The sequence below is a fragment of the Roseimicrobium sp. ORNL1 genome (assembly GCF_011044495.1).
Taxonomy (GTDB): Bacteria; Verrucomicrobiota; Verrucomicrobiia; order Verrucomicrobiales; family Verrucomicrobiaceae; genus Roseimicrobium.
Genome location: NZ_CP049143.1, coordinates 5,139,230 through 5,163,276, shown reverse-complemented (window position 1 = coordinate 5,163,276; position 24,047 = coordinate 5,139,230). Strand labels below are relative to the sequence as shown.

At 59.3% G+C, this 24,047-nt stretch carries 23 protein-coding genes; 21 read left to right on the top strand and 2 right to left on the bottom strand.

Features of this window, described 5'->3' with window-relative positions:
• The first annotated feature begins 132 nt into the window (after window positions 1-132).
• From G5S37_RS20925 to G5S37_RS20900, 6 genes are all read left to right on the top strand, one after another.
• The gene (locus G5S37_RS20925; protein ID WP_165206387.1) at window positions 133-1,152 is read left to right on the top strand and encodes a glycosyltransferase family A protein; all 1,020 of its coding nucleotides are present in this window, start codon (window positions 133-135) and stop codon (window positions 1,150-1,152) included.
• The gene (locus G5S37_RS20920; RefSeq protein ID WP_165206386.1) at window positions 1,149-1,970 is read left to right on the top strand and encodes a class I SAM-dependent methyltransferase; all 822 of its coding nucleotides are present in this window, start codon (window positions 1,149-1,151) and stop codon (window positions 1,968-1,970) included. The genes G5S37_RS20925 and G5S37_RS20920 overlap by 4 nt, the downstream gene beginning before the upstream one ends.
• Window positions 1,963-3,084 (top strand): glycosyltransferase, encoded by a 1,122-nt coding sequence (locus tag G5S37_RS20915; protein WP_165206385.1) that lies wholly within the window; start codon window positions 1,963-1,965, stop codon window positions 3,082-3,084. Before G5S37_RS20920 ends, G5S37_RS20915 begins: the two co-directional genes overlap by 8 nt.
• A 203-nt stretch (window positions 3,085-3,287) precedes the next feature.
• Window positions 3,288-4,775, top strand: coding sequence for a sugar transferase (locus tag G5S37_RS20910; RefSeq protein ID WP_165206384.1), 1,488 nt, complete (start codon window positions 3,288-3,290; stop codon window positions 4,773-4,775).
• An 8-nt stretch (window positions 4,776-4,783) separates the two neighbouring features.
• Window positions 4,784-5,593 (top strand): class I SAM-dependent methyltransferase, encoded by an 810-nt coding sequence (locus tag G5S37_RS20905; protein ID WP_165206383.1) that lies wholly within the window; start codon window positions 4,784-4,786, stop codon window positions 5,591-5,593.
• 63 nt (window positions 5,594-5,656) lie between these two features.
• Window positions 5,657-7,141 (top strand): O-antigen ligase family protein, encoded by a 1,485-nt coding sequence (locus tag G5S37_RS20900; protein WP_165206382.1) that lies wholly within the window; start codon window positions 5,657-5,659, stop codon window positions 7,139-7,141.
• A gap of 290 nt (window positions 7,142-7,431) precedes the next feature.
• Here G5S37_RS20900 and G5S37_RS20895 read toward each other — a convergent pair whose 3' ends face one another.
• Window positions 7,432-10,245, bottom strand: coding sequence for a tetratricopeptide repeat protein (locus tag G5S37_RS20895; protein ID WP_165206381.1), 2,814 nt, complete (start codon window positions 10,243-10,245; stop codon window positions 7,432-7,434).
• Between the two features lie 130 nt (window positions 10,246-10,375).
• Window positions 10,376-10,846 (bottom strand): type II secretion system protein GspG, encoded by a 471-nt coding sequence (locus tag G5S37_RS20890; protein ID WP_165206380.1) that lies wholly within the window; start codon window positions 10,844-10,846, stop codon window positions 10,376-10,378.
• A gap of 249 nt (window positions 10,847-11,095) precedes the next feature.
• On the opposite strand from G5S37_RS20890, the gene G5S37_RS20885 reads away from it, so the two are divergent.
• The 15 genes from G5S37_RS20885 to G5S37_RS20815 all read left to right on the top strand — a co-directional run bounded on the left by G5S37_RS20885 (window position 11,096) and on the right by G5S37_RS20815 (window position 24,021).
• A complete protein-coding gene (locus G5S37_RS20885; RefSeq protein ID WP_165206379.1) occupies window positions 11,096-11,440 on the top strand; it encodes a hypothetical protein in 345 nt (114 codons plus the stop codon).
• Window positions 11,441-11,546: 106 nt separating this feature from the next.
• Window positions 11,547-11,942: a hypothetical protein gene (locus G5S37_RS20880; RefSeq protein ID WP_165206378.1), complete on the top strand. Its 396-nt coding sequence runs from the start codon at window positions 11,547-11,549 to the stop codon at window positions 11,940-11,942.
• Window positions 11,926-14,619 (top strand): hypothetical protein, encoded by a 2,694-nt coding sequence (locus G5S37_RS20875; protein WP_165206377.1) that lies wholly within the window; start codon window positions 11,926-11,928, stop codon window positions 14,617-14,619. Before G5S37_RS20880 ends, G5S37_RS20875 begins: the two co-directional genes overlap by 17 nt.
• Window positions 14,620-14,690: 71 nt before the next feature.
• Window positions 14,691-15,362, top strand: a complete 672-nt coding sequence (locus G5S37_RS20870) for a hypothetical protein (protein WP_165206376.1) — start codon at window positions 14,691-14,693, stop codon at window positions 15,360-15,362.
• 41 nt (window positions 15,363-15,403) lie between these two features.
• Entirely contained in the window at window positions 15,404-16,342 is a 939-nt protein-coding gene (locus G5S37_RS20865) for a hypothetical protein (protein WP_165206375.1), read from the top strand.
• Window positions 16,343-16,417: 75 nt separating this feature from the next.
• The gene (locus tag G5S37_RS20860) at window positions 16,418-17,395 is read left to right on the top strand and encodes a hypothetical protein (RefSeq protein WP_165206374.1); all 978 of its coding nucleotides are present in this window, start codon (window positions 16,418-16,420) and stop codon (window positions 17,393-17,395) included.
• Window positions 17,396-17,409: 14 nt separating this feature from the next.
• Window positions 17,410-18,102, top strand: a complete 693-nt coding sequence (locus G5S37_RS20855) for a hypothetical protein (RefSeq protein WP_165206373.1) — start codon at window positions 17,410-17,412, stop codon at window positions 18,100-18,102.
• Window positions 18,103-18,105: 3 nt separating this feature from the next.
• Entirely contained in the window at window positions 18,106-18,840 is a 735-nt protein-coding gene (locus G5S37_RS20850) for a hypothetical protein (protein WP_165206372.1), read from the top strand.
• Window positions 18,837-19,454 carry a hypothetical protein gene (locus G5S37_RS20845; protein WP_165206371.1) on the top strand — a complete coding sequence of 206 codons (618 nt, stop codon included), beginning with the start codon at window positions 18,837-18,839 and terminating at the stop codon, window positions 19,452-19,454. Before G5S37_RS20850 ends, G5S37_RS20845 begins: the two co-directional genes overlap by 4 nt.
• Window positions 19,454-20,548, top strand: a complete 1,095-nt coding sequence (locus tag G5S37_RS20840) for a hypothetical protein (protein ID WP_165206370.1) — start codon at window positions 19,454-19,456, stop codon at window positions 20,546-20,548. Before G5S37_RS20845 ends, G5S37_RS20840 begins: the two co-directional genes overlap by 1 nt.
• Window positions 20,549-20,569: 21 nt before the next feature.
• Window positions 20,570-21,835: a TrbI/VirB10 family protein gene (locus tag G5S37_RS20835; protein WP_165206369.1), complete on the top strand. Its 1,266-nt coding sequence runs from the start codon at window positions 20,570-20,572 to the stop codon at window positions 21,833-21,835.
• Window positions 21,836-21,856: 21 nt separating this feature from the next.
• Window positions 21,857-22,552 (top strand): hypothetical protein, encoded by a 696-nt coding sequence (locus tag G5S37_RS20830; RefSeq protein WP_165206368.1) that lies wholly within the window; start codon window positions 21,857-21,859, stop codon window positions 22,550-22,552.
• A complete protein-coding gene (locus G5S37_RS20825; protein ID WP_165206367.1) occupies window positions 22,549-23,478 on the top strand; it encodes an AAA family ATPase in 930 nt (309 codons plus the stop codon). The genes G5S37_RS20830 and G5S37_RS20825 overlap by 4 nt, the downstream gene beginning before the upstream one ends.
• 55 nt (window positions 23,479-23,533) lie before the next feature.
• A complete protein-coding gene (locus G5S37_RS20820) occupies window positions 23,534-23,689 on the top strand; it encodes a hypothetical protein (RefSeq protein WP_206026083.1) in 156 nt (51 codons plus the stop codon).
• On the top strand, window positions 23,686-24,021 hold the full coding sequence (locus tag G5S37_RS20815; protein ID WP_165206365.1) for a hypothetical protein: 336 nt from the start codon (window positions 23,686-23,688) through the stop codon (window positions 24,019-24,021). The genes G5S37_RS20820 and G5S37_RS20815 overlap by 4 nt, the downstream gene beginning before the upstream one ends.
• Window positions 24,022-24,047: the final 26 nt, after the last annotated feature.

The following is a 24,047-nucleotide window of genomic DNA, read 5'->3' as shown; positions in this document are numbered from 1 at the left end:
GGAAACGCAAGCAGGATGAGCAAAATTTTATCCGCCCGTTCGTGCAAACCGCGCTGGAGACAGCGTCGTTTCTCGAACGTGTTGCATCATTGGAGTTGCGCGCTCCGTCCTCCCCGTCAAAGGTCCGGTTTCATGCTTGGGGAAGCGCGAACATTGCCCGGTGTCACCGTGGTGATCCCGGTCTATAACTACGCCAGTTACCTGGCGGAGGCGATTCGGTCAGCCCTGACCCAAGAATACAGCGGAAAGCTGGAGGTGCTGGTGGTGGATGACGGTTCCACAGATGAAAGCCCCTCTGTGATCGCGAGCTTCGGTTCTGCAATTTCGAGCCATCGCCAGCCAAATGCCGGACTTTCTGCCGCGCGAAATACCGGGATGAGACTCGCCACCCATGACCTGGTGGTCTTTCTCGACGCGGACGATCTTCTCGAACCCACGTGCGTGCAGGAGCTTGTCGGCGCCCGCCAACCGCTACCGGATGAGAAGAAGGAACCCGTTGTCATAGGATCACGTGGCCGGATGATTGATGCCAACGGTGCGTTCCTCAGTGAGCTGGCCAGCGATCTCGATGGACGGGTGGAGCGGTTCGAGGTGTCCGACTTTATTCTTCGCAATCGCTTTGCACCCATAGTCCTGGCCGACCGTCGCGTGTTGCTCGGCCTTGAAGGTTTCGATACCAAGCTGCCTGCGTCCGAAGATCGCGACATGTGGATCCGTGCGGCGACTGTTGGTCCCGTGGTGCTCGTGCATCGTGCACTTCATCGCAAACGGGATCACGGAGCCAACATGTCGCGGCATGCAGAGCGGCAGACCTCATGCATTCTGAGGGTACTGGAGAAAGCGAAACAGCAGTCCGGCATTCCTCTGAATTCCCGAGTCTGGGCAGAGGCTGAGGCGGTGTGCCTTTTCCAGTCTGCTCGCATGTACCTCGCTGCGGGCGAAAGGAAGATGGCCATCAAACAATGCGTGCGTTCCCTGCGTCGGGCGTGGTGGTTGAGTTGCACCCAAGAGGTTGGCTATCCCGCGGGATTCAGGGCGCGTTTCCTGCTGCTGCAGTTGGGGCGTGCTCTTGGATTTGGAAAGGCGCCTGCCGCCACTGGTGGTGATGGAAAAGAGGGCAACTGGACGCCCGTGAATTTGAAGACACGATGAAGGATCTCGTACAGAACCGGCAACGCATGACCCTTGGGCAGAAGCTCAAGCTGGCATCACTCGCAGTGAAGGAGAATGGGGTTCAGTGGACTCTGCTGCTGGGCGTCTATGGCGCGGCCAGTGCCGTGGCAGACAGGGCCTTCGGTGGCATGCAGCGTTTGCGCGCCGGGAAGCACATTCCCGGGATGAACAGCCGTGAGATGAACCGGGCCATCTGGGAGAGCTGGAACTGGGATGGCGGTGGCGATGAATGGACACCCAGTCCCGAGTGGAAGGAAAGCCTGATGCGCTGCATTCTGCGACCGGCCATTCCCCAGGGATCCACAGTAATAGAGATCGGTCCTGGCGCGGGTCGTTGGACCGGGGAGATCCTGAAGCTCTGCGGCAACTATACTGCCTATGACATCTCCCGCACCTGCGTGGAGCTTTGCAGCAAGCAGTTCGCGGATCAGAAGCACGCCACCTTTCAGGTGACGGATGGATGCTCCCTGCCCGGAGCGCAGGATGGCGCCACGGATGTGGTATGGTCGTTTGATGTGTTCGTGCATATCAATGCCGAAGATGTCGCTGTTTACCTGAAGGAGATTCACCGGGTGCTGAAGCGGGGTGGTCACGCCGTGCTTCATCATGGCTCAAAGGCCGGAGAGCTGGGTGGCTGGAGGAGCAACCTGACGACGGCTCGCATGCGTGAGCTCGCCGCGGAGGCTGGTCTCGAAGTTATTTCCCAGGTGGATGGCTGGCAGGATGGCGATGTGCGCCATGATGCCGGCCTCTATGAGGACATCATCACCACCTTGAGAAAACCGGCCCATGGATAGACCTGTGCGACTGCTGGAGGTCGTGGACAGTTTGCAACCCGGTGGCATGGAGAATGTGCTCGTCCAGGTACTGTCGCGGTATGATCCTGCACAGATCATTTCGGACGTGGTCTGCCTTTCGCGCGGTGGTCCTTTCGAGAAGCGCCTCCCGGCCAGCACGAAGGTGCACGTGATCGGAAAAGAGGCCGGCTTCAACTGGAAGACGGTGCGCAGCATGCGCGAGCTGATCCAGAGTGGCGGCTATGATGTGGTGCACACGCATCATCTTGGCGGACTCATTTTCTTCTCGCTCGCTTGCGCTCTGCGGAAGAGACCGGTGCTCATCCATTCCGAGCACACCATCTGGACGGGAGAGGAGCTCACGCGGAAGAAGCGCTGGCAGCGTCGGGTGTTGTATCCCATCGCCTCGGCGGTCACCACGGTCTCCCAGCAGCAGGTGGATCAGATGCAGGCACTCGGGTTCCGGCACCGGCAGATGTTCCCCATCATCAATGGCGTGGACTCTGCGCGGTTCCGTCCTGCAGAAGATAAACAGGCCGTGCGGCGGGGACTGCAACTGGATCCCGATGCGTGCTGGCTGGGCATGGTGGCCAGGTTCGGTCCGTGGAAGCGTCACATGGATTTGATCGAGGCCTTTGAGAACATGGCTGGTGATCATCCCAAGGTGAATCTGCTTCTGGTGGGAGATGGTGGACCGGAGAAGGACCGTGTACTCGCGCGCCTTGAGGCGAGCCGGTATCGCAGCCGCATGCACTGGGCGGGCTTCCAGCTCGATCCTGTTCCCTGCTATCAGGCCATGGATGTGCTGGTGGTATCGTCGTCCAACGAAGGCATGCCCAATGCCGTGCTGGAGGCCATGTCTTGCGGATTGCCCGTGATGGCGAATGATGTGTGCGGGGTGCGAGAAATCGCCGAGGATGAGAAACACGGCTGGATCAAGGACCTGAGCACGGTCGAGAAACTCGAAAAAGGCCTGCGTCAGGCGGCTGAAGCGCCTCAGGCGGAACTCGAACGGAGGGGGAGGGCGGCCATGCTCCATGTGCAGGACCGTTTCTCGATGTCTGCAACCGTGGACAAATACCGCAATCTTTTTTGTCAGTCGGTATGTGAATGAAAGGAAAGTTTACCTTGAATCGATTGCTTATCGTAAAGATGTGGCTATTCTCCGCGTCTCAATTCCTTGCATGAAGCTGTCGCAGTTCAGCAACCGTGGAGAAAACCCGGGTATGCCCCCCCTGGGAAACTTCTTCGGATTAGGACGGTCCCTCGTGCAAAAAGTCAGTCTGCCACGCAACACTACGAAGAATCTTTTGGGGCATGATTCATAGTATCAAAGGCAAAGAGCGCTGGAATGCCACGCGCAACCATTTCATCCTGGACGCCGCAATCGTCTTCGGAGGAATGGTGGCCGCATCTGCGGTCCGCTTTCAGGACTTCACTCCGCCGGTGGTCTTGCGTTATCTGCCGGTGTTGATCATCGCTTCGCTTGCGGTTCCGGCCATCCTCTATGGTGCAGGATTGTATTCTGTGCGGAGCTTGCATCTCAAGAAGCGGCACCGTTACTTGTTGCTGGGACTTTGTTATCTGGCCGGCGTGGTGCTGATGCTGACCTTCGGCTCTCTGGATTTCAGTTCGCGAGTGGGTCGCGGCGTGCTGGCCATCAGCTTTCCGATCACCTTCGGATTGCTCATGGCGCATCATGCGTTCCTTGCACGATTGACCTTGGGTTACCGGGAGAGGGTGGCGGTTCTGGTCGCGGGGAAGAAGGACTACGAAAGCTGGCTGAAACTGCAGCGGCTTCCCAGCAATGCTGCGCACTTGATAGGCATCCTGGATGTCCGCACTCCCGAGGAACGGATCGACCATCCGCTGGAGAGCAATTTGCTGGGAGCTCGCGACACCATCATGTCCGCGGTGGAGGACAACAACATCGACACCCTCCTGTGTTCTGGCCGGCATCTCAGGGATCAGCAGTTGGTGTCGAAGCTGCGTGAGGTCTGCTTCGGTGGCGTGCGACTCTCACGCATTGTGGACTTCTTTGAGGAGAACTATCACATGGTGCCGGTGTGGCTCATTGACCTGGACTGGCTCCTTGGTGCCAGCTCGCTGCCGCACCGCGGGTATGTGAGAAAGTGGAAGCGCCTTTTCGATGTGGCTGTCTCCGGGTTTGTCGGTGTGGTGTTGTCGCCCTTCCTTCTCGTGGCCATGGCGTGGATCCGGATTGTCTCTCCGGAAGGGCCTGTATTTTTCAGGCAGATCCGCTGTGGTCGCCTCGGTCGCAAGTTTGAAGTGCTGAAGCTGCGCACCATGCGGGTGGATGCCGAGTCGGCCGGACCGCAGTGGGCCTCGAAAAATGATCCCCGTGTGTTCCTGGGCGGTGGTTTCCTGCGCAAGTTCCGCATCGATGAGATTCCGCAACTCTGGAACATCCTCCGCGGAGACATGAGTTTCGTGGGGCCGCGTCCGGAGCGTCCTGATTTCATTGATAAGCTGTCGGAAGATGTGCCCTACTTTAGGGAGCGCCTTCTGGTGGCCCCCGGACTCACGGGCTGGGCCCAGGTGAATTATCCCTATGGCGCGACCACCCAGGATGCGCGGCGCAAGCTGGAGTACGATCTGTACTACATGAAGCACATGACCCTGACGCTGGACATGTTCGTCATCCTGGACACGGTGCGCATTGTGCTCACCGGCGGTGTCTCCCAAAGGGCGCTGGATGATGCTGACTCCCGTGAGGCGATGGTGGGAAGTCCGGAGGCCATGGATGATGACAGCAGTGAGCAACTGGCTCCGAGTGTGGTATGAGTGCGGCCATGGATACGCAGGAGGCACGCCGCCACCACTTTGAGGTTGAGAAGGAGCTCGCGACCCGGTTGCGCAACAGCACACGGGAGGAGCGCGCGGGGCTCGCGGCGGAGTTGTATTCGGAACTGTATCGTCGCGTACCCGAGCATCCCAGGGTGGCGCGGTCCAAGGAAAAGTCCGCAGAGGAAAGGTCCCTGCAGGCCCAGATGCGGCTGGTGCGCCATGCACTGGCGCCGGGCGTGCGGTTTCTGGAGTTTGGCGCCGGCACCGGTACGTTCTCCATGCATGTGGCGCCGCAGGTGCGGGAGGCGATTGCGCTGGAGGTTTGTGCGCAGGGAGGCGTTTCGGACGGGCTTCCCGCAAACTACCGCATGGTCATGCATGACGGGCTGGTGATTCCTCTTCCGGACGGTGAAGTGGATGTGGCCTTCAGCTATCAGGTGCTGGAGCATCTTCATCCGGATGATGTGGAACTCCACTTCCAGGAGATGAACCGCGTCCTCAAACCGGGCGGGTGCTACATCCTGAGCACGCCCCACGCGCAGTCCGGCCCGCATGATGTGTCCCGCTACTTCAGTAACAAGCTGGAGACCTTCCATTTGAAGGAATGGACCTACGGCGAGATGGCTCCGCTAATGCGGAAGTGCGGATTCAGCCGCATCCAGCCATTCCTCAGGGGCAAGACGGGTTCGGCCCATCAGTGGCTCCTTCCCGCCTTCGTGACTGCCGAGTTTGCACTGCGCATGATGCCGGAAGCCCTGCGGATCAAGGCGGCCAGAAAGTTCCTGAACAATGTGGTTGTATGTGCATTCAAGTGATGAATGGGGCATAGTGCAGCCGGTGCGCTGACTGGGGTTGCCGTCGCTTCTCTTGATCTACTCATGGACTTCTTCGCTGTTGTACTCGTCCTCCTGATATACTTTATCAGGCCCCAGGACTGGGTGCCCGGGTTGATAGGCGTGGGGATCGTGAACCCGGTCATGATGCTCGCCATGGTCACCATGGTGCTCCGCGCCAAGAACTTGGGCAGACCCCTGAAGTTTCTGGCGACCCCCCAGGACTGGGCCATGCTGGCCTACTATGCCTTTATCGTTTGGACCTCGCCGTCTCCCAACGATGCGCTCAAGGGGGCGTTTCCCCTGTTCGCGTTCTACTTTGTCACGGTGCAGGCCCTGGATTCGCCGGCGCGACTGCGCACGTACATGAAGTACTGGATGATCGCCCTGGTGGTGATCGCCGGCTTTGGCGTGGGCAGTCTTTATGGCTGGGACTTTACCGGTGCTGCCGCGATGACTGCGGCCAACAAGGGCCGTCTGGCGATTGGCACCTGGATGCACAACAACCCCAACGCGCTGGGGCACTCGGTCATCCTGGTCATTCCCATGGCCTACTTCCTGTTGTTCTGGCGCAGTTCCATGACGAACCGGCTGATTGCCGCTCTGCTGGCTTTGCTGGCATTTGAGTGCGTGATGAGGACTGAGTCCAAAGGGGCGTTCCTCGCGGGTTTCATTGTTGTGGTGCTTACCTATTCCTTCGGGCGCTCGAAGATTTTCCAGATCCTGCTGGTCACCGCCGCAGTGGCCGGGAGCGGTGCGGTGCTGAGCATCATGCCGCGCATGGCGGAAATGGGCAGCCTCAAGTCGGATGAAGGCGTGCAGGGGCGACTGCTGGCATGGGAGATCGCCCGAGCCGCCAGCCGCCAGCACATCGTGTCAGGTCAGGGGTGGAAGACCTTCAAGGCCACCATCCGCTGGGAAAAGATGTCGATTTCGAAAGCCACCCACAGTTCCTATGTGCAGGTCGGCGCGGAACTGGGCAAGGGTGGGATATTCCTCTACATCCTGCTGATGTGGCTGGGAGCGAAGTCGACGATCCGATGCGGGCCGCTCGATGAAGAAGGTGAGCGATGTCGCAAATGTATTTTTGGCCTGGTGGTGGCCTACGCCATCTCCAACTGGATGATTGACCGTGCTTACCACACGGAGTTCTTCCTTTTCATGGCGGCGACGAGTGCCTTCCATCGCCTCTATCTGCTCCGCAAGCCGGTGGAGGTGGAAGAACCAGAGGCGGCGGTCAGGAGTCCGGTGTTGCCAGCTCGCGTGTTTCAGCCGCCGGTCCGGCTTGTGCCAGACTTTCTTCAGCCGGTTGCCGCCGTGTCTGGTCCTGCTTTCCCGCGCGTAGCTGTCAATGGTTGGGCGGAGGGACGCGAGCCCTCTCGAGACCAGGCTCCGGACCCTGCTGACAAGGGGCCGGTCCTGCCCAAATGGGTCCTCCGGCCTACTCTTGTGGATGCGTTGATTGCTGCCACCGGTACCTGGGTGGTCTTTGCGTTTTGGGATTACATTCTCAAGACGATGCTGTACTGAGCGAGAGGGCGGTGGGGATGCGGGCTGCATTGGATTCAACACAGAGACACGGAGACGCAGAGGAACTTCGGAGACTGAGAAAAGTTGATGGTTTATGGTCGATAGTTGATAGCCTGAGGAAGCAAGAGGTGGCATTCATGGCCTCGTCGTTAAGAGATAGCCGGGGGTTTGTTTTTGGGGCTTTTACCGCGAGTCTCCATCGAGTCGGTTGCTGTTTCAGGCTATCAACTATCGACCATAAACCATCAACTCTTCCGCGGCTCCTATTCACTCGGATGCCTCAAGCCAACTCACGGTGTCCGTGCGCTTGCAGCGAGATCCTCAATCTCTTCCCCAGACTCAATCCGGCGCATGCGCAGGGTGGTTTCTTCTTCGGAAATGTCGAGGCGGCGGAGGTTGTTGCTGTAGTTTTGTCTCGCCGTTTTGAGGAGTGCCTGGAGCCCGTTGGTGTCCTTGGGCGCAGTGGCCACCAGTTTCAGTGCCCGCCGGTAGATGGGCTCCGCGTCGGCGTGTCGTAATTTCAAAAACAACACGCCTGCCAGGTCGCTGAGATCATTGGCGAGAACCACGTTGTCGTGTCCCCACAGTTTTTCGCGGATCTCTAGAAGATCGCGGAACATGTACTCCGCGTCGGTATAGTGCTTCGTATCGCGCAACATGCACGCGAGATTGTCCATGGACGTCAGCGTCTGGGGGTGTTCATGGCCCAGGATTCTGCGGGCCATGGTGTAGGTGCGGCGGTAGGCTTCGAGAGCTTTGGGTTTGTCCCCGAGGTCCCTGAGCACGGCGGCGCGGTTCCTGACGTCATGAAATACGCTGATGTCATCTGCGCCCAATTGTTTCTCCGCAATGGTCTGGGCCTGCTCGTACAGGGAGGCGGCTTCTTCCAACTTGCCAGAGACCGCCAGGCAGAAGGCGAGGTCGCGGGCGCACCTGGCGACTTCCAGGTTCTCGTTGCCGTACAGCTTGGTTGCCGAAGCGAGGGCTCTACGGCCAAAGGGTTCCGCTTCCACGAAACGCCGTGCCTCCGCGAGCTGGAGGGACAACTGGCGCAGGCTGGTCACCGTTTCTGAGTGGTCCTTTCCAAAGTGCACTTCGGCGAGACCCAGCGCCTGCAGATAGTAGGCGATCGCCTCGTCCCTGCGTCCGGAGTTTCTCAACAGCGCGGCGAGGTTGCGCAGATCCCGGAGAAGATTGGGGTGACTTCTGCCAAACAGGACCTCATCCGCCTTCAGCGCAGTGCGGAACATCTGCTCCGCCTCGTCCCGTTCCGGTCCATCCTGGATTAGTCCGGCGAGATTGTTGAGCGCACTGGCAGTTTCGGCATGGGTGGGGCCAAACTGTTTCTCCATGATGGCGAGGACCCTGCGCTGCAGGGTCACGGCGCGGGCATGGTCCTGCGGCGCGAGAATCAAGGAGAGGTTGGTCAGGCTGCGAGCTACCCGGGGGTGGTTGGGACCGAAGCAGCGCTCATCGATGGAAACCGCCTTCTCCGCGAGCAGGACGGCTTCGCTCTGTCTTCCAGCGTCTGAAACAAGGCGGGCCAGGCTTCCCAGCACCCGGGAGACCTCGGGAGCTTCTTTGCCCCGAAGCTTTTCGTAGAGAGCGATGGACTGGCACAGCACCGGCTCGGCTTCTGCGGTCTTTCCTGAGAGTCTCATGACTTCTCCCAAGTTTGCCAGGGCACCGGCCACTTCGAAATGGCCGGGCTTGAAGCGCATTTCCATGATCTTGGCGGATTCATGCAGGAGGGATTCGGCCTCACCCATCTTGTCCATGGAGGTATAGAGGGAGGCGAGGGAGGTCATGGCCCAGGCCATTTCCGGAGCGTCCGGCGGCAGGTAGGCGGACCTCAGGCGGATGCAGGTTTTGAAGGCCGGCATGGCTTCGTTCCATCGTCCAAGTTGCAGCAATGCCTGCGCTTCCGCGAGGCCGAGGTCACTCCAGACCAGGGGCTGCTGATCGATGTTGGTGTGGGCGAAGGCGTGGCGGTAGGATTCGAGGGCGTCGTGGAACTTCAATTGCTGGAGCCAGCAGTGTCCTTGCAGGAACCAACCGCTCAGTGCCTGGGAATGATTTGGCGGCGTGCTTTGCTCAGCCGCGAGGGCAAATCGTCCTGCCTCCTTGGCAGCGGTTTCGTAGTCCGCCAAAAGATAGGCGGCCAGGGCGTTGTCGAGCGGGGGGGCGGCGGTACTTGAGGCTTGGGTGGAGCGGGCCCAGGACTCGATTTCAGCGCCCAAGGCATCCGCGTCCTTTCCGTAACGTGCGGCCACGGAGGCAATCGCCAGTTCCTGCTTTGTGCGAGAGTCATATTGCTCGCGCAGCATCCCCTGCTGCGGGGTGATTTGCGCGACCTCACGAGCGAGACGCCGGGTTTCGAGTGCACCAATGACGGTCCGCTCCTGCTCGGCGGCAATCTCATCAGGAGACAGGCCTGCCAGCAGGGAGCCGGGCGGGTGGAGAATGACATAGGGACCGCCGGGCTGCGAGGCCTGCCACAGGTAGGCGGCCAGCAGGGCCGCGAGCAGTAGAATCGGCAGTCGCATCACCCAGGACATGCCCTTGGGCCGGTGCTGGTGGGGTGAGGTGGCATGCGCATGCGGAGCTGCGGCATGGCTCTTCTGCAGGAGTTCCTGGGCCAGTGCGTACAGGCTCTGGTCCAGCTGGGCAGCGGTCGTCACATGGTCACCGGGTCGCACCAGATTGACGAGGTGACTCCGGTGCTCCACCTGCAACTGGTGGGCGTCGGCTGGCTCCGGAGAGTGGGCGTCAAAAGGAAATCTCTCCGGCAGCAGGAAGGTATAAATGGGGAGTCGGAGGTCCCGCGCGATGTGAAACTCCATCTGCGCATGGGAACGGCGTGGAGCTCCTGGCGGGCTGTCGGAGGGTTCGGAGCCGTAGCAGAGACCGGCGAAGTGGACGACTGCCGTGCAGTTGCGAAGTTCCTGGCGCAGGCTCTTGCGGATCTGGCTCCAGTCCTGGGACCGGCCGGCCTCCAACATCACGACCTTGAGGCCCGCGCTGGTCAGAATTTTCTCCGCCCGGGCGCGGTGGGTGCGCAAATCAGTAGGCGCGGCGCTGAGATAAATGACGGGGACTCCCATTGGCGGGGCGCTTCAGGAACCAGCCGCACACAAGACGTGGCCAGACCTGGGCCGGCGGGCAGGTGCGTGGGGCATCATGGGAGTTTTTTGTGGCATGCGCAAGGCTTCTCTCGGCTGGACCGGGCAGTCGTCACCAGTTCTTGACGTCGTCTTCCGTGTCCTCAATACCATCTGCTCCGAGGGAGAAGAGATCGTAGCCGCCATCCTTCTTGTTGTGGATCCCGGGGAAGCGATACTGGTACCTGCGCTTCCATGGGTCGAGGAGCTTTTCCCGGATCGCATCGGGCTCACCGACGTCGGTCTTGTCCTTCGACTTGTACTTGTCGGAGAAGATGGCGGCCAAACCTTCCTTCTCCGTGGGATAGCGTCCCTTGGAGCGCTGGTGAACGCCAAGCAGAAACTTCAGGTTCAAAATCTGGATTTTCGCCTCCATCTCCTGCTGGAAGCCCTCTTTTCCACCGGGATGTTGTGAGGCAAGACGACCGACGACGATATAAGCGATGACCTGTATCAGAAGGATGATGCCGACGATCCAGCCCGTCACCCGGAGCCACTTCCACTTTTTTTTCTTTGGTTGACCGGGTTGGGCAGGCTGGCTCATGGACGGCAGGGACGCTCGGATGGAATGGGGTGGGGCGGGTGGAGAGTGCGACGCCAGAGGTAGGGGTCTCCCTGCTCCTCAAACCTTACTTAATTGTAGGGAATCGTGAATCCAAAAAAATTCTCGTGTATTTTCGTAACTCAACGTGCTCCATTCCGAAATCTTCGTTGCGGGCGAAGATTTGCAAATCCGCCCCTCCCCAACGAAAAGACGCAATCGACCAATCGAACAACCTGAAATCCCAAACCCATGTCAACCACTCTTGCAGTCACCCTCGCAGTCCAGGCAACGAATGTTTCCCAAATTGGGTTCAAGTTGCTGTCCGTTACCTCGCCCTTCCTCGCGGCCAGCAGCTCAGCAGATGAGCTTAAGCAGAACATGGGCGGCGCGCTGGGCATTCTGAACCTTGTCGGCCTGGTGCTGGCATTCGGCGGTCTCCTTTTCGCGGCCGTGATGTTCATGATGGGTCAGACTGAGCGCATGATTTACGGCCTCGTCGGTGCCCTGGTTGGCGGTCTCGCCTTCCTCATCGTGAAGGCCATGTTCGGCAGCTCCGGACAAGAAGGTCTCGAAGACATCGACCTGAACTCTTGATCCCGTCCAGGGTGAAGGTGGTTCGCCCCGCAGAGTCCGCTTCCGTTCATGGCGCGGACTCTGCTTGAGGGTGCTTGTCAGTCACCGTTACTTTCTCTAGAGCTGCATGGAAGAAGAGGCCAAGGTCCGCTATTACGAAACCAACGAAGGCCGCGAGGTCAGCCAGGGTTTTGCCGGCTTTCAGGGGAACAATGTTCTCCTGCTGCTTGGTGCTGTGGGCCTGTCTTTGATTCTATCCCAGGGGGTGGACAATCTGAACTACCCCATGTGGGCAAATTTGCTCATCATGAGCCTGCCTGTGGTGGTGGTCTCTGCCTATGTTTTTGGCTTGAAGCAGGGGAAGCCCGTCTCTTATGATATTGAGCTGGCTGAGTGGCTTATCATCAAGCTGACCCGACTCAATTATTTCTCTCCCAAACAGGTGGAGGCGATGAAGCTCCCCTGGCTGGAAAACATCAAAGCGCCGACCAGGAAGACCAGCATCGATGGCAAAGATCATTGACGCGTATTTAGACCGCAACCTCGTGATCTACCGGGGGCTGCAGAAGGGCGGCGCCATCGGCCGTGGATACTCCGTAGAACTGCCGGACACGGAAAATACCGACCCGGAGTGGCTGATGTCGCTGGAGGACAACCTGCGTATCTTGTTGCGCCTGGTGCATCCGGATCTCCGCCTCCAGGTGACCTGGAGCGTAGACAGCGACTACCGCCATGAAATTGAGCGGTACAAGGAGGAAACCGAGCGTCTCGGTGGAGACAACTGGTCCATCAAGGCGCGTGAGGAGCGCTACAGCCGGTACGACAAAAAGATCAAGTCGCGCCAACTCCGCCGTGAGCACCTGAATTTCTATTTCTCTTCCAAGATCGCCGGCAAGGTCGGCGGGGCGGGTCGTGCCTATTATGAGGAGGTGCTGCAGGCCGCCACGCGGGAGCAGGCCGAACTGGAAGCGGCCCTGCGTGGCCAGCTCACGCCCCTGGGCGGGGTGGTGGTGCCCATGACGAACATGGACCACTTCCAGGAGTTCTACCGCTTCTTCAATCCCAGTGCTTTTGAGAATGAGGCCGTGGTGCTGGACGATCTGTATGATCCTGCGCAGTCGGTCTGCGACATGTGTTTCAACGGAGATGCCGCTCCGCTGAACATGAAGTCCTCCATGTTCAAGCTGGATGGCTTTTATCAGGGGGTTTGCGTGTTGAAGACCCTGCCGAAGTTCACCTACATCGGCATGATGCGGCTGCTGACGCAGCTCGACATCATGGACTACCAGATCTCCGTGAACATCGAGGCCGGCGACGTGGAGAAGGACCGTGTCGAGACGGAGTCCCGTTTGGCCAAGTATGAGCGCGGCAAAATCACGGCGTCCATTGAGGCGACCATTGCCAAGCTGCGCACCCGTGTCCGTCGCCTGGCGACCAACGAAGTGGTGCCCTACCGCGTGCACCTGCTGGTGCGCGTGTGGGATCGCACGGAGGACGGCTGCAATGGCAAACTCGCTGCCGTGAAGAGCTCCATCCTGAAGCTGGGTGGCGCCCAGGCCTATGAGCCTACGCTGCCCACCTCGGTGAAAAATTACTGGCAGCTCACCATGCCTGGTTGGTCGTGGTCGCCCTATAACGACTTCAAGCTTTACGTCGAAGACGTCAACCTCGCGGACCTGCTGCCCATCTCCAGCACGCCGACAGGTGACCTCGAAGAAGCGGAAGCGATTTACGACGGACCGCGTGGCGCGCTCATGGGTTGCGTGACGTTCGTCGGTAAGAAGGGCGCGCAGCGTCCTGAGCACGGCATCATGTTCGGCGCCTCCGGTGCGGGCAAGAGCGTGTTCACCATCGACCTGCTCACGCAGACTGCGCCGTATTATGACTTCACGGCGATCGTGGAGGAGGGCCTGTCCTACAACTTGTTCACCCGGTTGTATGGCTGTGAGCCCATCATCGTCCAGCCGAACGGCAACCTTACCTTCAACTACTTTGACACGCGTGGTCTGCCGCTGAGTCCAGACCAGCTCGGTGGGGCCACTGCGGTGGCACACCTCATGGCGGGCCCGCCCAAGGATGTGGACAAGGACCGCGTGCGACAGGCGCTGCTCTCCAAGCAGGTGGAGCGCTTGTACCAGGATCAGTTCGAGTCCTGGGCCATGCGTCATCCCGAAGAGCGTTATGAGGCGGCGCGCCGCTGCTTTGCCGCGCGTGAATGGGGCGCCAAGCACCTTCCCCGTGGCACCACCATTGCGGACTGCTGGCTGGATTACTCCAATGCCTGCCTCGAAGGCGACAGCAATGCGGTCGGGTTGAGGGAGTCTGATTTAGATGCCGCCCAGGTGGAGGACTTCATGAACGACCCCGGCCAGCGGACAGAACTGATGTCCCTGGCTTATACCCTCATGTCCGCGGAGGACATGCCGACTCACGGACAGTTTGTGGAAATGCTCAATCTGGAGAGCCGTCAGCGCCGCGCTCATGAAGATCTCGGGTTGCTTCGCACGCTGCTCGAACCCTGGGGCAGGAATGGTCGCTACGGCGCGATTCTTGACGGGGTCAACAATGTGGACCTCACCAAGAAGGTCGTCCATTTCGAGCTTTCGTTCATCCCTGAGTCCGCGAAGGAATTGCGCGATGTGGCGGCGTTCATGATCACGAATGACGTCCGCAAGGAGATCATGCGGCGCCCGCGAAACATCCGCAAGCGCGTGATTCTGGAAGAGCTTTCCGCCTTCCTGGCCATGCCGGACGGTGAGCGTATCACGCGTGAGTACTACGAACGTATGCGTAAATACTCCACCTGGGTGTTCTCCATCATCCAGCAGTTCCAGCGCATCAAGGACCACCCGGTGCGGTCCTCGGTGATCGGCAACTCGCGCATCATGTTCATGCTGAAGCAGCCCGACCAGCGGGATGTGGAGGCGATGTCCGAGGGCTTCCGCGTGCCTTCTATCACGAAGCGGCAGGTGGCAGCGTTCCCTGACCCTTCAGAAATGAAATCCGATCCGTACGGCTCGTTCGTGTACTACCACGAATCCACCGGCCGGCCCCGCATTGCCATCGGTAAACACTACGCTTCCAAGGAGATGATCCTGGCCAGCGCGACCTCTGGTGAGGCCTTCGAGCGCCAGAACCAGCAGCTCAAGCAGTACGACGGCAATGCGTTCAAGATGATTACCGCACAAGCCCGCCTCTAAAGCGGGACGATTTTCTCCCAAATCGTAACCAAAACTCCCAGTTTCCGAATTCAACATCAACCACTCATTACATGAAAGGCACCGCCCGCGTTCTGCTGCTCATACTGCCCTTTTACTTCATCTCCTGCAGCGCTGATGGAGGTCCCTCCGGCGCCCTGGTTGGCCTGCTCACAGGGGGCGTGCTTGGCGCCGTTGGTGATGAGCTCCGTAATAATGACGATAACAATAATAACGGAAGCAACAACGGCAACAACAGCAACGGCTTCTTCGGTAACAACAATAATAACAACAATAATAACGGTAACAACAACGGCAGCGGTAGTGGCTCGGTAACGACGGTCACAGGCAGCCGGACTGATACCAATGGTGACGGCGTCGTTGATGAAAATGATGCCACCACCACGACGACGCTGTTCAATCAGGGCAATAACAACAACGAGGATGATCTTTTCGACCGGCACGGCGGTCTGATCACGGGCGCCATTGCCGGCGCTGCGGCGGGCGCCATCACCGATGGATTCCGCAAGAAGGAGATCCAGAGGAAGTACGACGAAGGCTACGCCAAGGCCAAGAGCGACGCCATCAAGGAGTTTTACTGGCTCAAGCGCGATGCGCAGAAGACCATGAAGGATCAAGAGCCGCCAGTGCAGTATCGCTATTATGAAGTCGAAGTTCCGGCTCACACCACCAGTGACGGCGTGCTCATCGACAAGCATCGCCGCGTCATTGAAGTGGTGGAGTGAGCCGCTGCTCATTCGTTTTGCCAATTCAAACCACCAAAGTCATGAAAACATCCATAGTGCTATTATGCGCAGTCCTGGCTCCGTCGGGACTGGTGTTTGGCGAAGCCGTGTACGACGAGCTTGTGGAGAGACAATTGATCAAGGCCAACGAGAACCTCGTGAACGTTGATACCAAGCTGGGGCTGATCCAGCCGGACATTGCGGCGATGAGGGCCATCGCGGAACAGGACAACTCATCCATAGATGCGATCAAGGACGCGGTGCAGGACACCGTTGAACGCATGGATTCGCTCCTGGAGCGTATTGGCGATCCCAATGCGGTGAGCATGAGCAGAGCCGGCGATCTCGCAGGCAAAGTGGAGAACGCCAAGACCGGTGGTCTCCAGGAACGGCCTCCCGTGGAAGAGCCTGGTAGCGACTTCTTCAACGAAACGGGTGACGGCATCATCGAAAAACTAGGAACGACTTTCAAGTATACCCCTCCCGGTGGAGGTGATGAGCGGGACGAGGATCGCGTGCCCAGTCGTTACATTGGTGAATCGGAGCAACTCAAAGCCATCAACGAATACTATCGCGTGCGCGATGCCGCGGTGACCCGTCGCTCCGAACTTCTGGACATCCTGAAGGATGTGCTGGAGGAGATGGAAAGCGACTCCAAGGATTTTGCCCATCTCGCGAAGCAAACGGCCTTGGTGGAAATCATCCAGGGCCAGCTCAAGGTTTGCGGCGATGACATCAACAACGCCTACAACGACGTGGCGGTGAAAGGTCTGCAAGTTTACACCCTCAACTCGATGAGATCGAAGGGGGACTCCGAGTTCACCGAACTCGAGAATGAAGAGCGGCAGGAAGCGCTGGATGGCGTTCTCGACGAGATCAGAGGAGGCGGATCGCTGATACCCGGTGGAGATAGTTCGGGAACTGACGGTGCGACCACGGGTATCACGGGAGGATTCCTTCCCTGGACCACTTACCGATAAGCCAACTCGCTTCCACCCAACCCCTCCACTAAAATGGATCTGTTCATAACCGCAGTAAACATCATACCTTATGGTATGTCGAATGAGGCGATCCAGACCGGATTCGCCCAGCAGCTCGCGGATGCTTGTGGAAAGATTTACCACGTAACGCGGATCTTTACCGTGACATTGGCATTCGCGGGCCTGCTCATGGCTGCGTACAAGGTGCAGATGGGAGGAGATCTGTCTGGTCTGGGCACCCAGTTGTTGATGACCGTGATCATCGCGGCGAGTCTGGCGCTGGTGCCGCGCTGGTATCTGGATGCCTACATCGTGCTGGGGCCAAACCTACTGAGTTCCATCGATGTCGACGTCCAGGGCGTGATGAACGACTTCTTACGAACTATCGGGGAGAGTTTAGCAGGCTCGATTGCCTCCCAGGTGGCGAAGATGATGCTGGGCTTCCTGTTCCTGGGGCTGATGTTCATCGGGTTCATCGCCATCATCATCATCATTATCGCCTTCGTCATCGCCATCGTGACCTATGTGGCGGTCATTGTGGGATTCCTGGTCCAGATTGGCGCGGTATACATCGGACTGGCCATCATGCCCATTTTCCTGGGCATGCTGCTGTTCGACAAGACACGGGAGACGGGTTTCAAATACATGATTGGCCTCGTTGCCGTCTTGTTCTGGCAGTTGGGCTGGGGACTTGGCTTCCTTTGCATCCAGGCCACTGTTGGGGACCTCATTAGCAATGCCAACAGCGTGTCGGTGTTGGGTGCCATCAACTTCGTTTTCGGCGGCATCGTGAGCGCGGCTCTCTGCCTGGTGCAGGCGCTGTTGATGTGGTCGGTGCTTACCAAGGCACCCAAGATTATTACTGCTGCCATCGTCTCCGGGGCGCAGGTGGGCACGGCGATGATTTCCGCGGGTGGCTCCACGATTTCTGGCGCCGTCAGTTCCACCGTATCCGCTGGAGCGCAGGTCGGCATGATGGCGGCAACGGGCGGCGCCTCTGGTGGCGCGTCCATCGGTGCTGGTGCGGCTGGTGCTGCCAAGGGGGGCAAGTGATCTGCGAATTCTGAATGAAGAAACCCTCCTCCGCACTATTCATCAGCAAAGAAGGCCTGGCGACCTTCTGGTTCATGCTTGCTGCGGCGGCCGTGATTGGGTCGGGTTTCTATGTGCATCGGTTGATCAAGAAGACCGCCTTGCGCCCCCAGTTCATCATCATGGAGCATTCGGATGTGCTGCCCCTCACTTGGGAACTGGATCCGGAAAAGGTGGACCGCCGGGATGATGGGCAGACCCGCCTGTTGATGGATTCGGTCTTCAACAAGTCGCCCTCTGGACTGGATGCCGATGATCGGTGCAAGGGACTGCTGTCCGACGATGCCTGGAAGTGGGTGCAGACTGAGTTGCTCGACAAGCAGAAGGACGCTTTCCGGGACGGCCAGATCCATCAAAAGGTCGAGGTGGACACGGTCAGCCTGCGGCATTTGGCGGACGAGAATGCCACGCTGGCCGTCGTGAGCGGGCAATTGATCCGCACGGGTGTGTATGAAGGCAAGCTGTTCAACGAGGTGTGGGCGGTGAAGGCGGACATTCTCTGGTTGCCGAATCAGTCACTTCTCGGGCATGGACGAGTCCCTCTTATCTGCCACCGGTTCCGGTGCCGGGAGACTCCGATTGCTTCCACACTGAGGCGGACCCAGGAGGGCGCACCTCCACTGCCACCCTCAACCAGCAACCCAGCTCCAGACGCCGCGCCCAACTGATCCATGAAGTCCGTTGTCGACCTTTTCGTTGTTAAAGACCGCACTGCCATTTTTTGGTTCACGGTGGCGTGCATGGCCATCGTCTGCAGCGCCATCTACGTGCAGCGGGTGATCACTGCGGTTCAGGTGAAGCCGCAGTATGTCATCATGGATGCCACCGGTGGCTACTACCTGGCTCCGAGCGTGGAGTTTGAAAAGGCCAAAGAACTTCATGCCGGGCAGACGCGGCTGGCCATGGAAACGCTGTATGACCGGGGACCGGAGACGCTGACCTTCGAGTCGCGGCTGAAGAAGCTCTTCACTCCCGCTGCCATCTCGCAGATCCGCAAGGATCTGTTGATTCCGGATGAGAAACCCTTCCGCGAACAGAAGATGACCCAGACCATCGAGATCGAAGAGGCCGGGGTGTACAAGAACCTGGTGGATCCGCGCGGCCAGGCCGTGACTCATGCCAAGGCCAAGCTGACACGTTCAGGAACCTTCAAGGGACAGGCCAAGACGGAAGTACTGGATGTGGACGTCTTCTTCTGGTGGCGCATCAACACCCGCATGGCGGAGAACGGATTGTTCCCAACCGTCTGCACCAAATTCAAGGCCTCAGATCCGAAGCGCCCCAACGAAGCCGTGTCTGCGGAAGCGGCAGAGGCTGCTGCGGCGCCTCCGAAGTCTGAGAAGTCCGGTAAATCCACCAAACCCGCTCCCGCGCTTCCTTCTCCTTCCTCTGCTTCCAATCCATGAGGGCCGTCTCCCATCTCTTTCTGGCACGGAGCAGGGCCGCGGTGTTCTGGTTCCTGGTGACCTGCGCCACCATCGTTGGCAGCGGGTACTATTTGCAGTCGAAGATTGCGGACGTGCGCATGCTGCCGCAGTACGTGTACACGGGTTCGCCGGACATGTACTACCTCACGCCGGATCTGGATATTGAAACGCCGACGAAGATGCATCGCGAGCAGACGCGACTTGCGATGGAGACCATGTTCCACCGGACACCCTCCCGTCTGGATCATCAGGAAAGGCTGCCGCGGATCTTCGGTCCTGAGGCCACCCAGGGGATCATCAAGGGATTGATCGTGCCCCAGGCAAAGAACTTCCACGAGAACAAGCTCCACCAGAAGGTGCAGATTGGAGAGATCATCGTGAACATCCGGGAAGGCCAGGGTGAGGCCACCACGGTGGCGACGGGGCAGCTCATGCGCACTGGAGTTTCTCCTGAGAACACCATGATCAATGAGACATGGTCCGTGAAGATCTTCTTTGAATGGCGCATCAACCCTGACATCGAAGAGCGCCCCCTCTACCCCACGCTTTGCAATTCCGTCACGTTTTTCAGTATGGAAAGGACATTCCCCTGATGGATTTCCGACACGCCGCTTTCATCTGTTCCAGCCTCCTTTGGGGCGCCGTTCTCCCGCCGGCGTCTCTGCAGGGGCAAATTGCCCAAGGGCAGGAACTGGTCACATTGCCGGGCAGGGATACCATTCATGATCTGACGTTGAACACCCAGGTGGCTACCTCGGTGACGTTCCCGTCGGACATCACTCTGGTCATTGGCTACGGTCTGGTGCTGGACGCCAATGCCGCCCAATCCTTGATGGATGCGGAAGCCGTTGCTGCTGCCACACTCAGGGATCTCGCTCCGCAGCCAGTCACGATTGTGCACTACGCCCTGGCTGCCCGTGACACTCTGGTGATGCGCGCCATCCGCCGGGGTACTCCGTGTTACATCACGGTGCGATGCGGTGAGCAGATTTATCTCTTCAAGGTGAGCTCGGGAGATCGTGCCAATGTCGCCGTGCTCGTCACGGATGCTGTCGGCACCGGTAACTCCGTGGAGGTCGCGAAGGAGGACATCGCCAAGTCCCGCACGAATTACAACTCCACGGAATTGATCGGCATCCTGTCCCGCGCCAAGCAGCGTGATTTCCTGGAGTCGGTGAATCCCGCGCTGTTTGAAGGTTGGGCGGAGCGTCGTGGTCTCGCACTGACTTCGGAGAATGGAGGCCTGGTCTCGACCATCACGGAGATTCAGCAGTGGCCGCAAAAGGATGCGCTCGTCTTCCGCAGCCGCATCGAGAACAAGGGGAAGAGCCGTCTGCGCTTCAATCCTTCTGATGTGAAGGTGAGGGCAGGGGATGCCAGTTACACCGCACAGCTGGCAGACAGCAGCGGTGTGGTGGAGCCTGGCCGGGTCACCATGCTGGACCTGGTGGTGCAGGGAAATGCCAGCGGTGGCAAGGAGCACCTGTCGATCAACAACGACTTCCGGCTTGAGGTGGCCATTGCGACGCAGCCTCCGCCCCCGCCCAATGATCTTCTGCCTCCTCCCAATCCGCTGCTCCCCGCGCTGGAGAAGAAGGACGGCACGGTGCTGTCGCTGCCTGAAGTTTCCGCACCCTCCAAGGATGAAATCCGGCTGCCTCTCCCAAACTTTTACGGCGGCAAGTAAACTCGACCTCGACACACCATCATGCTGTCTTACTTACAGAAACCCGGTGTCCAGATCACCTTGTTCGTCGTCGCGGTAGCGGTCGGCGGCGGGTTCTTCTGGTACCAGAGCCAGCAGCGCACTGCCCCCAAGGCGGAGCAGAAGCCCCCGCCCGCAGGCATGGGGCAGGCCTCCACAGAACAGGTGGAAGTGGGGCGTCGTGACATCACCGGCAGTGAAGTGGCGGAAGTCAATCGACTCGACAAACTGGTGCTGCCTCCCCTGCGCCCTGAGCAGCCGCCGGTGATTGTGCAGAAGGAGGAGCCCAAGAGGCAGGAGCAGCCGAAGAGACCTTCGTTTCCTGAGCTGGTGCAGGTGCAGTCCTCGCCCAACGTGAAGCCTTTTTCGGCGCAGCCACCGAAGGTCTTCGCGCCTCGCGGCACGCTGATCAAAGCCGCTCTGGTGATTACCCTTGAGACGAACAACAACGGCACCCCCGTGCTTGGCATGGTGACTGAGGATGTGTATTTCCAGGGGAACCTCATTGTTCCCGCAGGTACGCAGGTGATGGCCGCCTCTGCCAAGGACAGCAAGATTCGTGACCGCGTGGATATCCGCGGCGCCTTCACCTTCGTCTGGGCGGACGGCTCCGAGTATGTCATCAACGGCATCGCCCTCGATCACCAGCCGCTTCCGGATGGCACCTTTGGTTTGCTGGATGGTTCGCCGGGCATTCGTGGCCGCATCATGAAGTCGGACGAGTACATTGAGTTGAAGATCCTCATCAGCGAAGCGCTTCAAGGCATCATGAGAGCCCAGCAGAGCACCTTCCAATCGGTGTATGGTCTGGTGCCGGACAACAGCAGCAGGAATGCCATGCTGGGAGCGGGCACGGGTGGTGCCTCCGCCTACTCCAACCTGCTGGTGCAGAAGATGGAGAATGACACGAACTATGTGCAGGTGCCTGCCGGTACCTCCTTCTACATCTACACGATGGATGTGTTCGAACCGGAGCTGCGCAGCATCGGTGGCCTACGCCAGGGGAACAGCGCGGTATCCGGCATCCAGCTGCAGCAGAACGCGTATGAAGCGATGGTGAGCGCCGCCGCGGCAAAGGCCGCTGACTTCCAGTCCCAGACCGCCGGAAAGAAAGCTGCGACGGAAGAACAGGCAGCCGCCGCCCGCCATGAATCCCTCGTGGAGCGCACCAAGGCTCTGATGGTGCCCGCCAATTCCGCAACAGGAGGAGGGGGCGCTCCCACAGCCCCTGCACGACTTCCCATCCCTCTTTCGCCCGCCCCACGGTAGACGTCCCATTTTGCATCGCCCATGAAACCAACCTCTGCTCCCCAGGCCCTAGCTCTGCTTCTCTTGGCGGCACTGTCCTCCTGCGCCTCCAAACCGGAGAAGCCCGAGGACGTCTCCTATGACGAAGACCTTCAGAGCACCCTGCAGATTCCCAGCTACACCCGCAACGCCCTGGATGGCTGGCCGCAGGGACGCAAGATTGATCCGTATGATGTGTCCCGTGTCCGCCATCCCGAGGAGGTGCACACGTACCACATCGGCCGTCTCCCCAGTCATGATCGTCGCGAAATGCACGAAGCGCATTCGGTCTATCGCGTGGAGCAGGATGCCCGCTGGGATCAGCGCCTGCCTGCCACTCCCATGACCTCACGCGGCGTGGTGCTGGGCATTCGCGAGCCCGAGCATGACCCGGTGCCCAAGGATAGCGTGGTGAATGCCGAACGTGTGCGCCAGATCGAACTGAGCGCGCAACTGGAGAAGCGTGTGTCCCTGCTGCGCGACAAGCAGGAGCAGATCGAGGCTTTCCTGGCGTCCGCACCGGACAAGAACAAGACCATTGCCGAACTCCAGCAGCAGAATGCCAAGGCCCAGTCGGATCTCAGCGCCCTGAAGGAAGAACATCGTAAAGCGCAGGATGAATTGCGTGAAATGAAGGAACGACAGGCTATGGAAGAGGCTCTGAACAGGAGCATCAAAGACGCGACCAAGAAACCATGAAGTGGCACATCACACTGCCCCCAACCACGGATCACAAGAGCCGTCTCCGTGACCTGCCCGACTTTTTGAAAGGCAGGATCATTGGGCAGGATCACGTCATTCCCAAGGTCGTTCCCACCCTGCAAAACGGGGAGCTGGGTCTTTCGGACCCCGGCAGGCCCAAGGGCACCTTCCTTTTCCTCGGACCCACCGGTGTGGGCAAGACGGAGATCACGCTGCTCATGTGCCAGTATCTGTTTGGCGATGTGGAGAAGCACTGCATCCGCCTGGACATGTCTGAGTACCAGAACCAGGAGTCGCTGCAGCTTCTCCTCGGCCAGGGGGAGAACAGCCGTGGCAACATGGGCCGCTTCTATGACCGCGCGGAGGGCAGGGGTTTCATCCTGTTCGACGAAATTGAAAAGGCGCACCCGCGCGTGCTGGACATCTTCCTCCAGGTGCTGGATGCGGCGCGCATCACCGTGGCCAACGGGGAGACGCTGAACCTTGCGGACTTCTACATTGTGGCCACCACCAACATTGGTGCGGATGTGCTCATGGATGTGAAGAGCAGCAGCATCACGACGATTGAGCGGTTCATTGAAGACCTCGCGGCTGCGGAACTCCGCCCGGAAGTGCTCGCGCGCTTCAATGTGCGCTGCGTCTTCCAGCGCCTGAGCTACAACGCCCAGAAGCAGATCGCCACCATCATGCTGAACAAGGAACTGAAGCTGCTTGCGTCCAAGGGGCATAATCTCACGTTTGGAAAAGGTGTGCTGGAATTGCTGGTGGCGGAGGGTGTGGAACCCCGCCTCGGTGCCCGCCGTATGCGCACCACCGTGGAAAGCCACTGCCGCCATGCGGTGCGCGAGGCGATGCTCCAGGGACACTCCACCTCAGGCGAACTCAACGTCCAAAATGGGAAGCTGGTCATACAGAACGCGTGAGCTATGGCAATTGCACAAGCGCGAGATCAAGAAGTATGGCGTTTGCGTCTGGTTCTTGATCGCGGGCCTCAGCAGCGGGGCGTATGTTCTCGCCTGGGCGGGGCTCATCGGCGCCGTGGTGATGTACTGCTTCGACCGCTGGGGCAGGCCGTGGGCTGAGCGGGGCCGCACCCTGATTGCAGGGAACAAGACTGACAAGGAAGACACATGACATCAAAACTCCTCCTCCTCCTCCTTCTCTCCACCAGCCTCCTGCCGGTCTCCTGTGCCAGCAAGACGACGCGCACGTCCATCATCACGGATGTCATCCCCGCGGGGTCACGGGTCGAGTACTACGGCCAGATTCATGATGACAGCTGGCATCCTACCCTGGTCCAGACGTCCATCCCGCACCCCATGCCGGTGAAGGAGGCCCAGCAGTGGGCGCTCAGCGCTGCGCAACAGCGCATGGGGGACAAATGGAAAGATTATCTAATTCGCGTAACCGCACCGGGGGAAAAGCCGATCATATTGTGGCAGAGACGCAATCATGTGCAGCTCTAGCCACTCACTGAATCCAACTTTAGATT

Excerpts from the sequence above, each read along its gene's own strand:
- G5S37_RS20925 (WP_165206387.1), top strand. The coding sequence starts at position 133 with ATGCTTGGGGAAGCGCGAACATTGCCCGGTGTCACCGTGGTGATCCCG.
- G5S37_RS20920 (WP_165206386.1), top strand. The coding sequence starts at position 1,149 with ATGAAGGATCTCGTACAGAACCGGCAACGCATGACCCTTGGGCAGAAG.
- G5S37_RS20915 (WP_165206385.1), top strand. The coding sequence starts at position 1,963 with ATGGATAGACCTGTGCGACTGCTGGAGGTCGTGGACAGTTTGCAACCC.
- G5S37_RS20910 (WP_165206384.1), top strand. The coding sequence starts at position 3,288 with ATGATTCATAGTATCAAAGGCAAAGAGCGCTGGAATGCCACGCGCAAC.
- G5S37_RS20905 (WP_165206383.1), top strand. The coding sequence starts at position 4,784 with ATGGATACGCAGGAGGCACGCCGCCACCACTTTGAGGTTGAGAAGGAG.
- G5S37_RS20900 (WP_165206382.1), top strand. The coding sequence starts at position 5,657 with ATGGACTTCTTCGCTGTTGTACTCGTCCTCCTGATATACTTTATCAGG.
- G5S37_RS20895 (WP_165206381.1), bottom strand. The coding sequence starts at position 10,245 with ATGGGAGTCCCCGTCATTTATCTCAGCGCCGCGCCTACTGATTTGCGC.
- G5S37_RS20890 (WP_165206380.1), bottom strand. The coding sequence starts at position 10,846 with ATGAGCCAGCCTGCCCAACCCGGTCAACCAAAGAAAAAAAAGTGGAAG.
- G5S37_RS20885 (WP_165206379.1), top strand. The coding sequence starts at position 11,096 with ATGTCAACCACTCTTGCAGTCACCCTCGCAGTCCAGGCAACGAATGTT.
- G5S37_RS20880 (WP_165206378.1), top strand. The coding sequence starts at position 11,547 with ATGGAAGAAGAGGCCAAGGTCCGCTATTACGAAACCAACGAAGGCCGC.
- G5S37_RS20875 (WP_165206377.1), top strand. The coding sequence starts at position 11,926 with ATGGCAAAGATCATTGACGCGTATTTAGACCGCAACCTCGTGATCTAC.
- G5S37_RS20870 (WP_165206376.1), top strand. The coding sequence starts at position 14,691 with ATGAAAGGCACCGCCCGCGTTCTGCTGCTCATACTGCCCTTTTACTTC.
- G5S37_RS20865 (WP_165206375.1), top strand. The coding sequence starts at position 15,404 with ATGAAAACATCCATAGTGCTATTATGCGCAGTCCTGGCTCCGTCGGGA.
- G5S37_RS20860 (WP_165206374.1), top strand. The coding sequence starts at position 16,418 with ATGTCGAATGAGGCGATCCAGACCGGATTCGCCCAGCAGCTCGCGGAT.
- G5S37_RS20855 (WP_165206373.1), top strand. The coding sequence starts at position 17,410 with ATGAAGAAACCCTCCTCCGCACTATTCATCAGCAAAGAAGGCCTGGCG.
- G5S37_RS20850 (WP_165206372.1), top strand. The coding sequence starts at position 18,106 with ATGAAGTCCGTTGTCGACCTTTTCGTTGTTAAAGACCGCACTGCCATT.
- G5S37_RS20845 (WP_165206371.1), top strand. The coding sequence starts at position 18,837 with ATGAGGGCCGTCTCCCATCTCTTTCTGGCACGGAGCAGGGCCGCGGTG.
- G5S37_RS20840 (WP_165206370.1), top strand. The coding sequence starts at position 19,454 with ATGGATTTCCGACACGCCGCTTTCATCTGTTCCAGCCTCCTTTGGGGC.
- G5S37_RS20835 (WP_165206369.1), top strand. The coding sequence starts at position 20,570 with ATGCTGTCTTACTTACAGAAACCCGGTGTCCAGATCACCTTGTTCGTC.
- G5S37_RS20830 (WP_165206368.1), top strand. The coding sequence starts at position 21,857 with ATGAAACCAACCTCTGCTCCCCAGGCCCTAGCTCTGCTTCTCTTGGCG.
- G5S37_RS20825 (WP_165206367.1), top strand. The coding sequence starts at position 22,549 with ATGAAGTGGCACATCACACTGCCCCCAACCACGGATCACAAGAGCCGT.
- G5S37_RS20815 (WP_165206365.1), top strand. The coding sequence starts at position 23,686 with ATGACATCAAAACTCCTCCTCCTCCTCCTTCTCTCCACCAGCCTCCTG.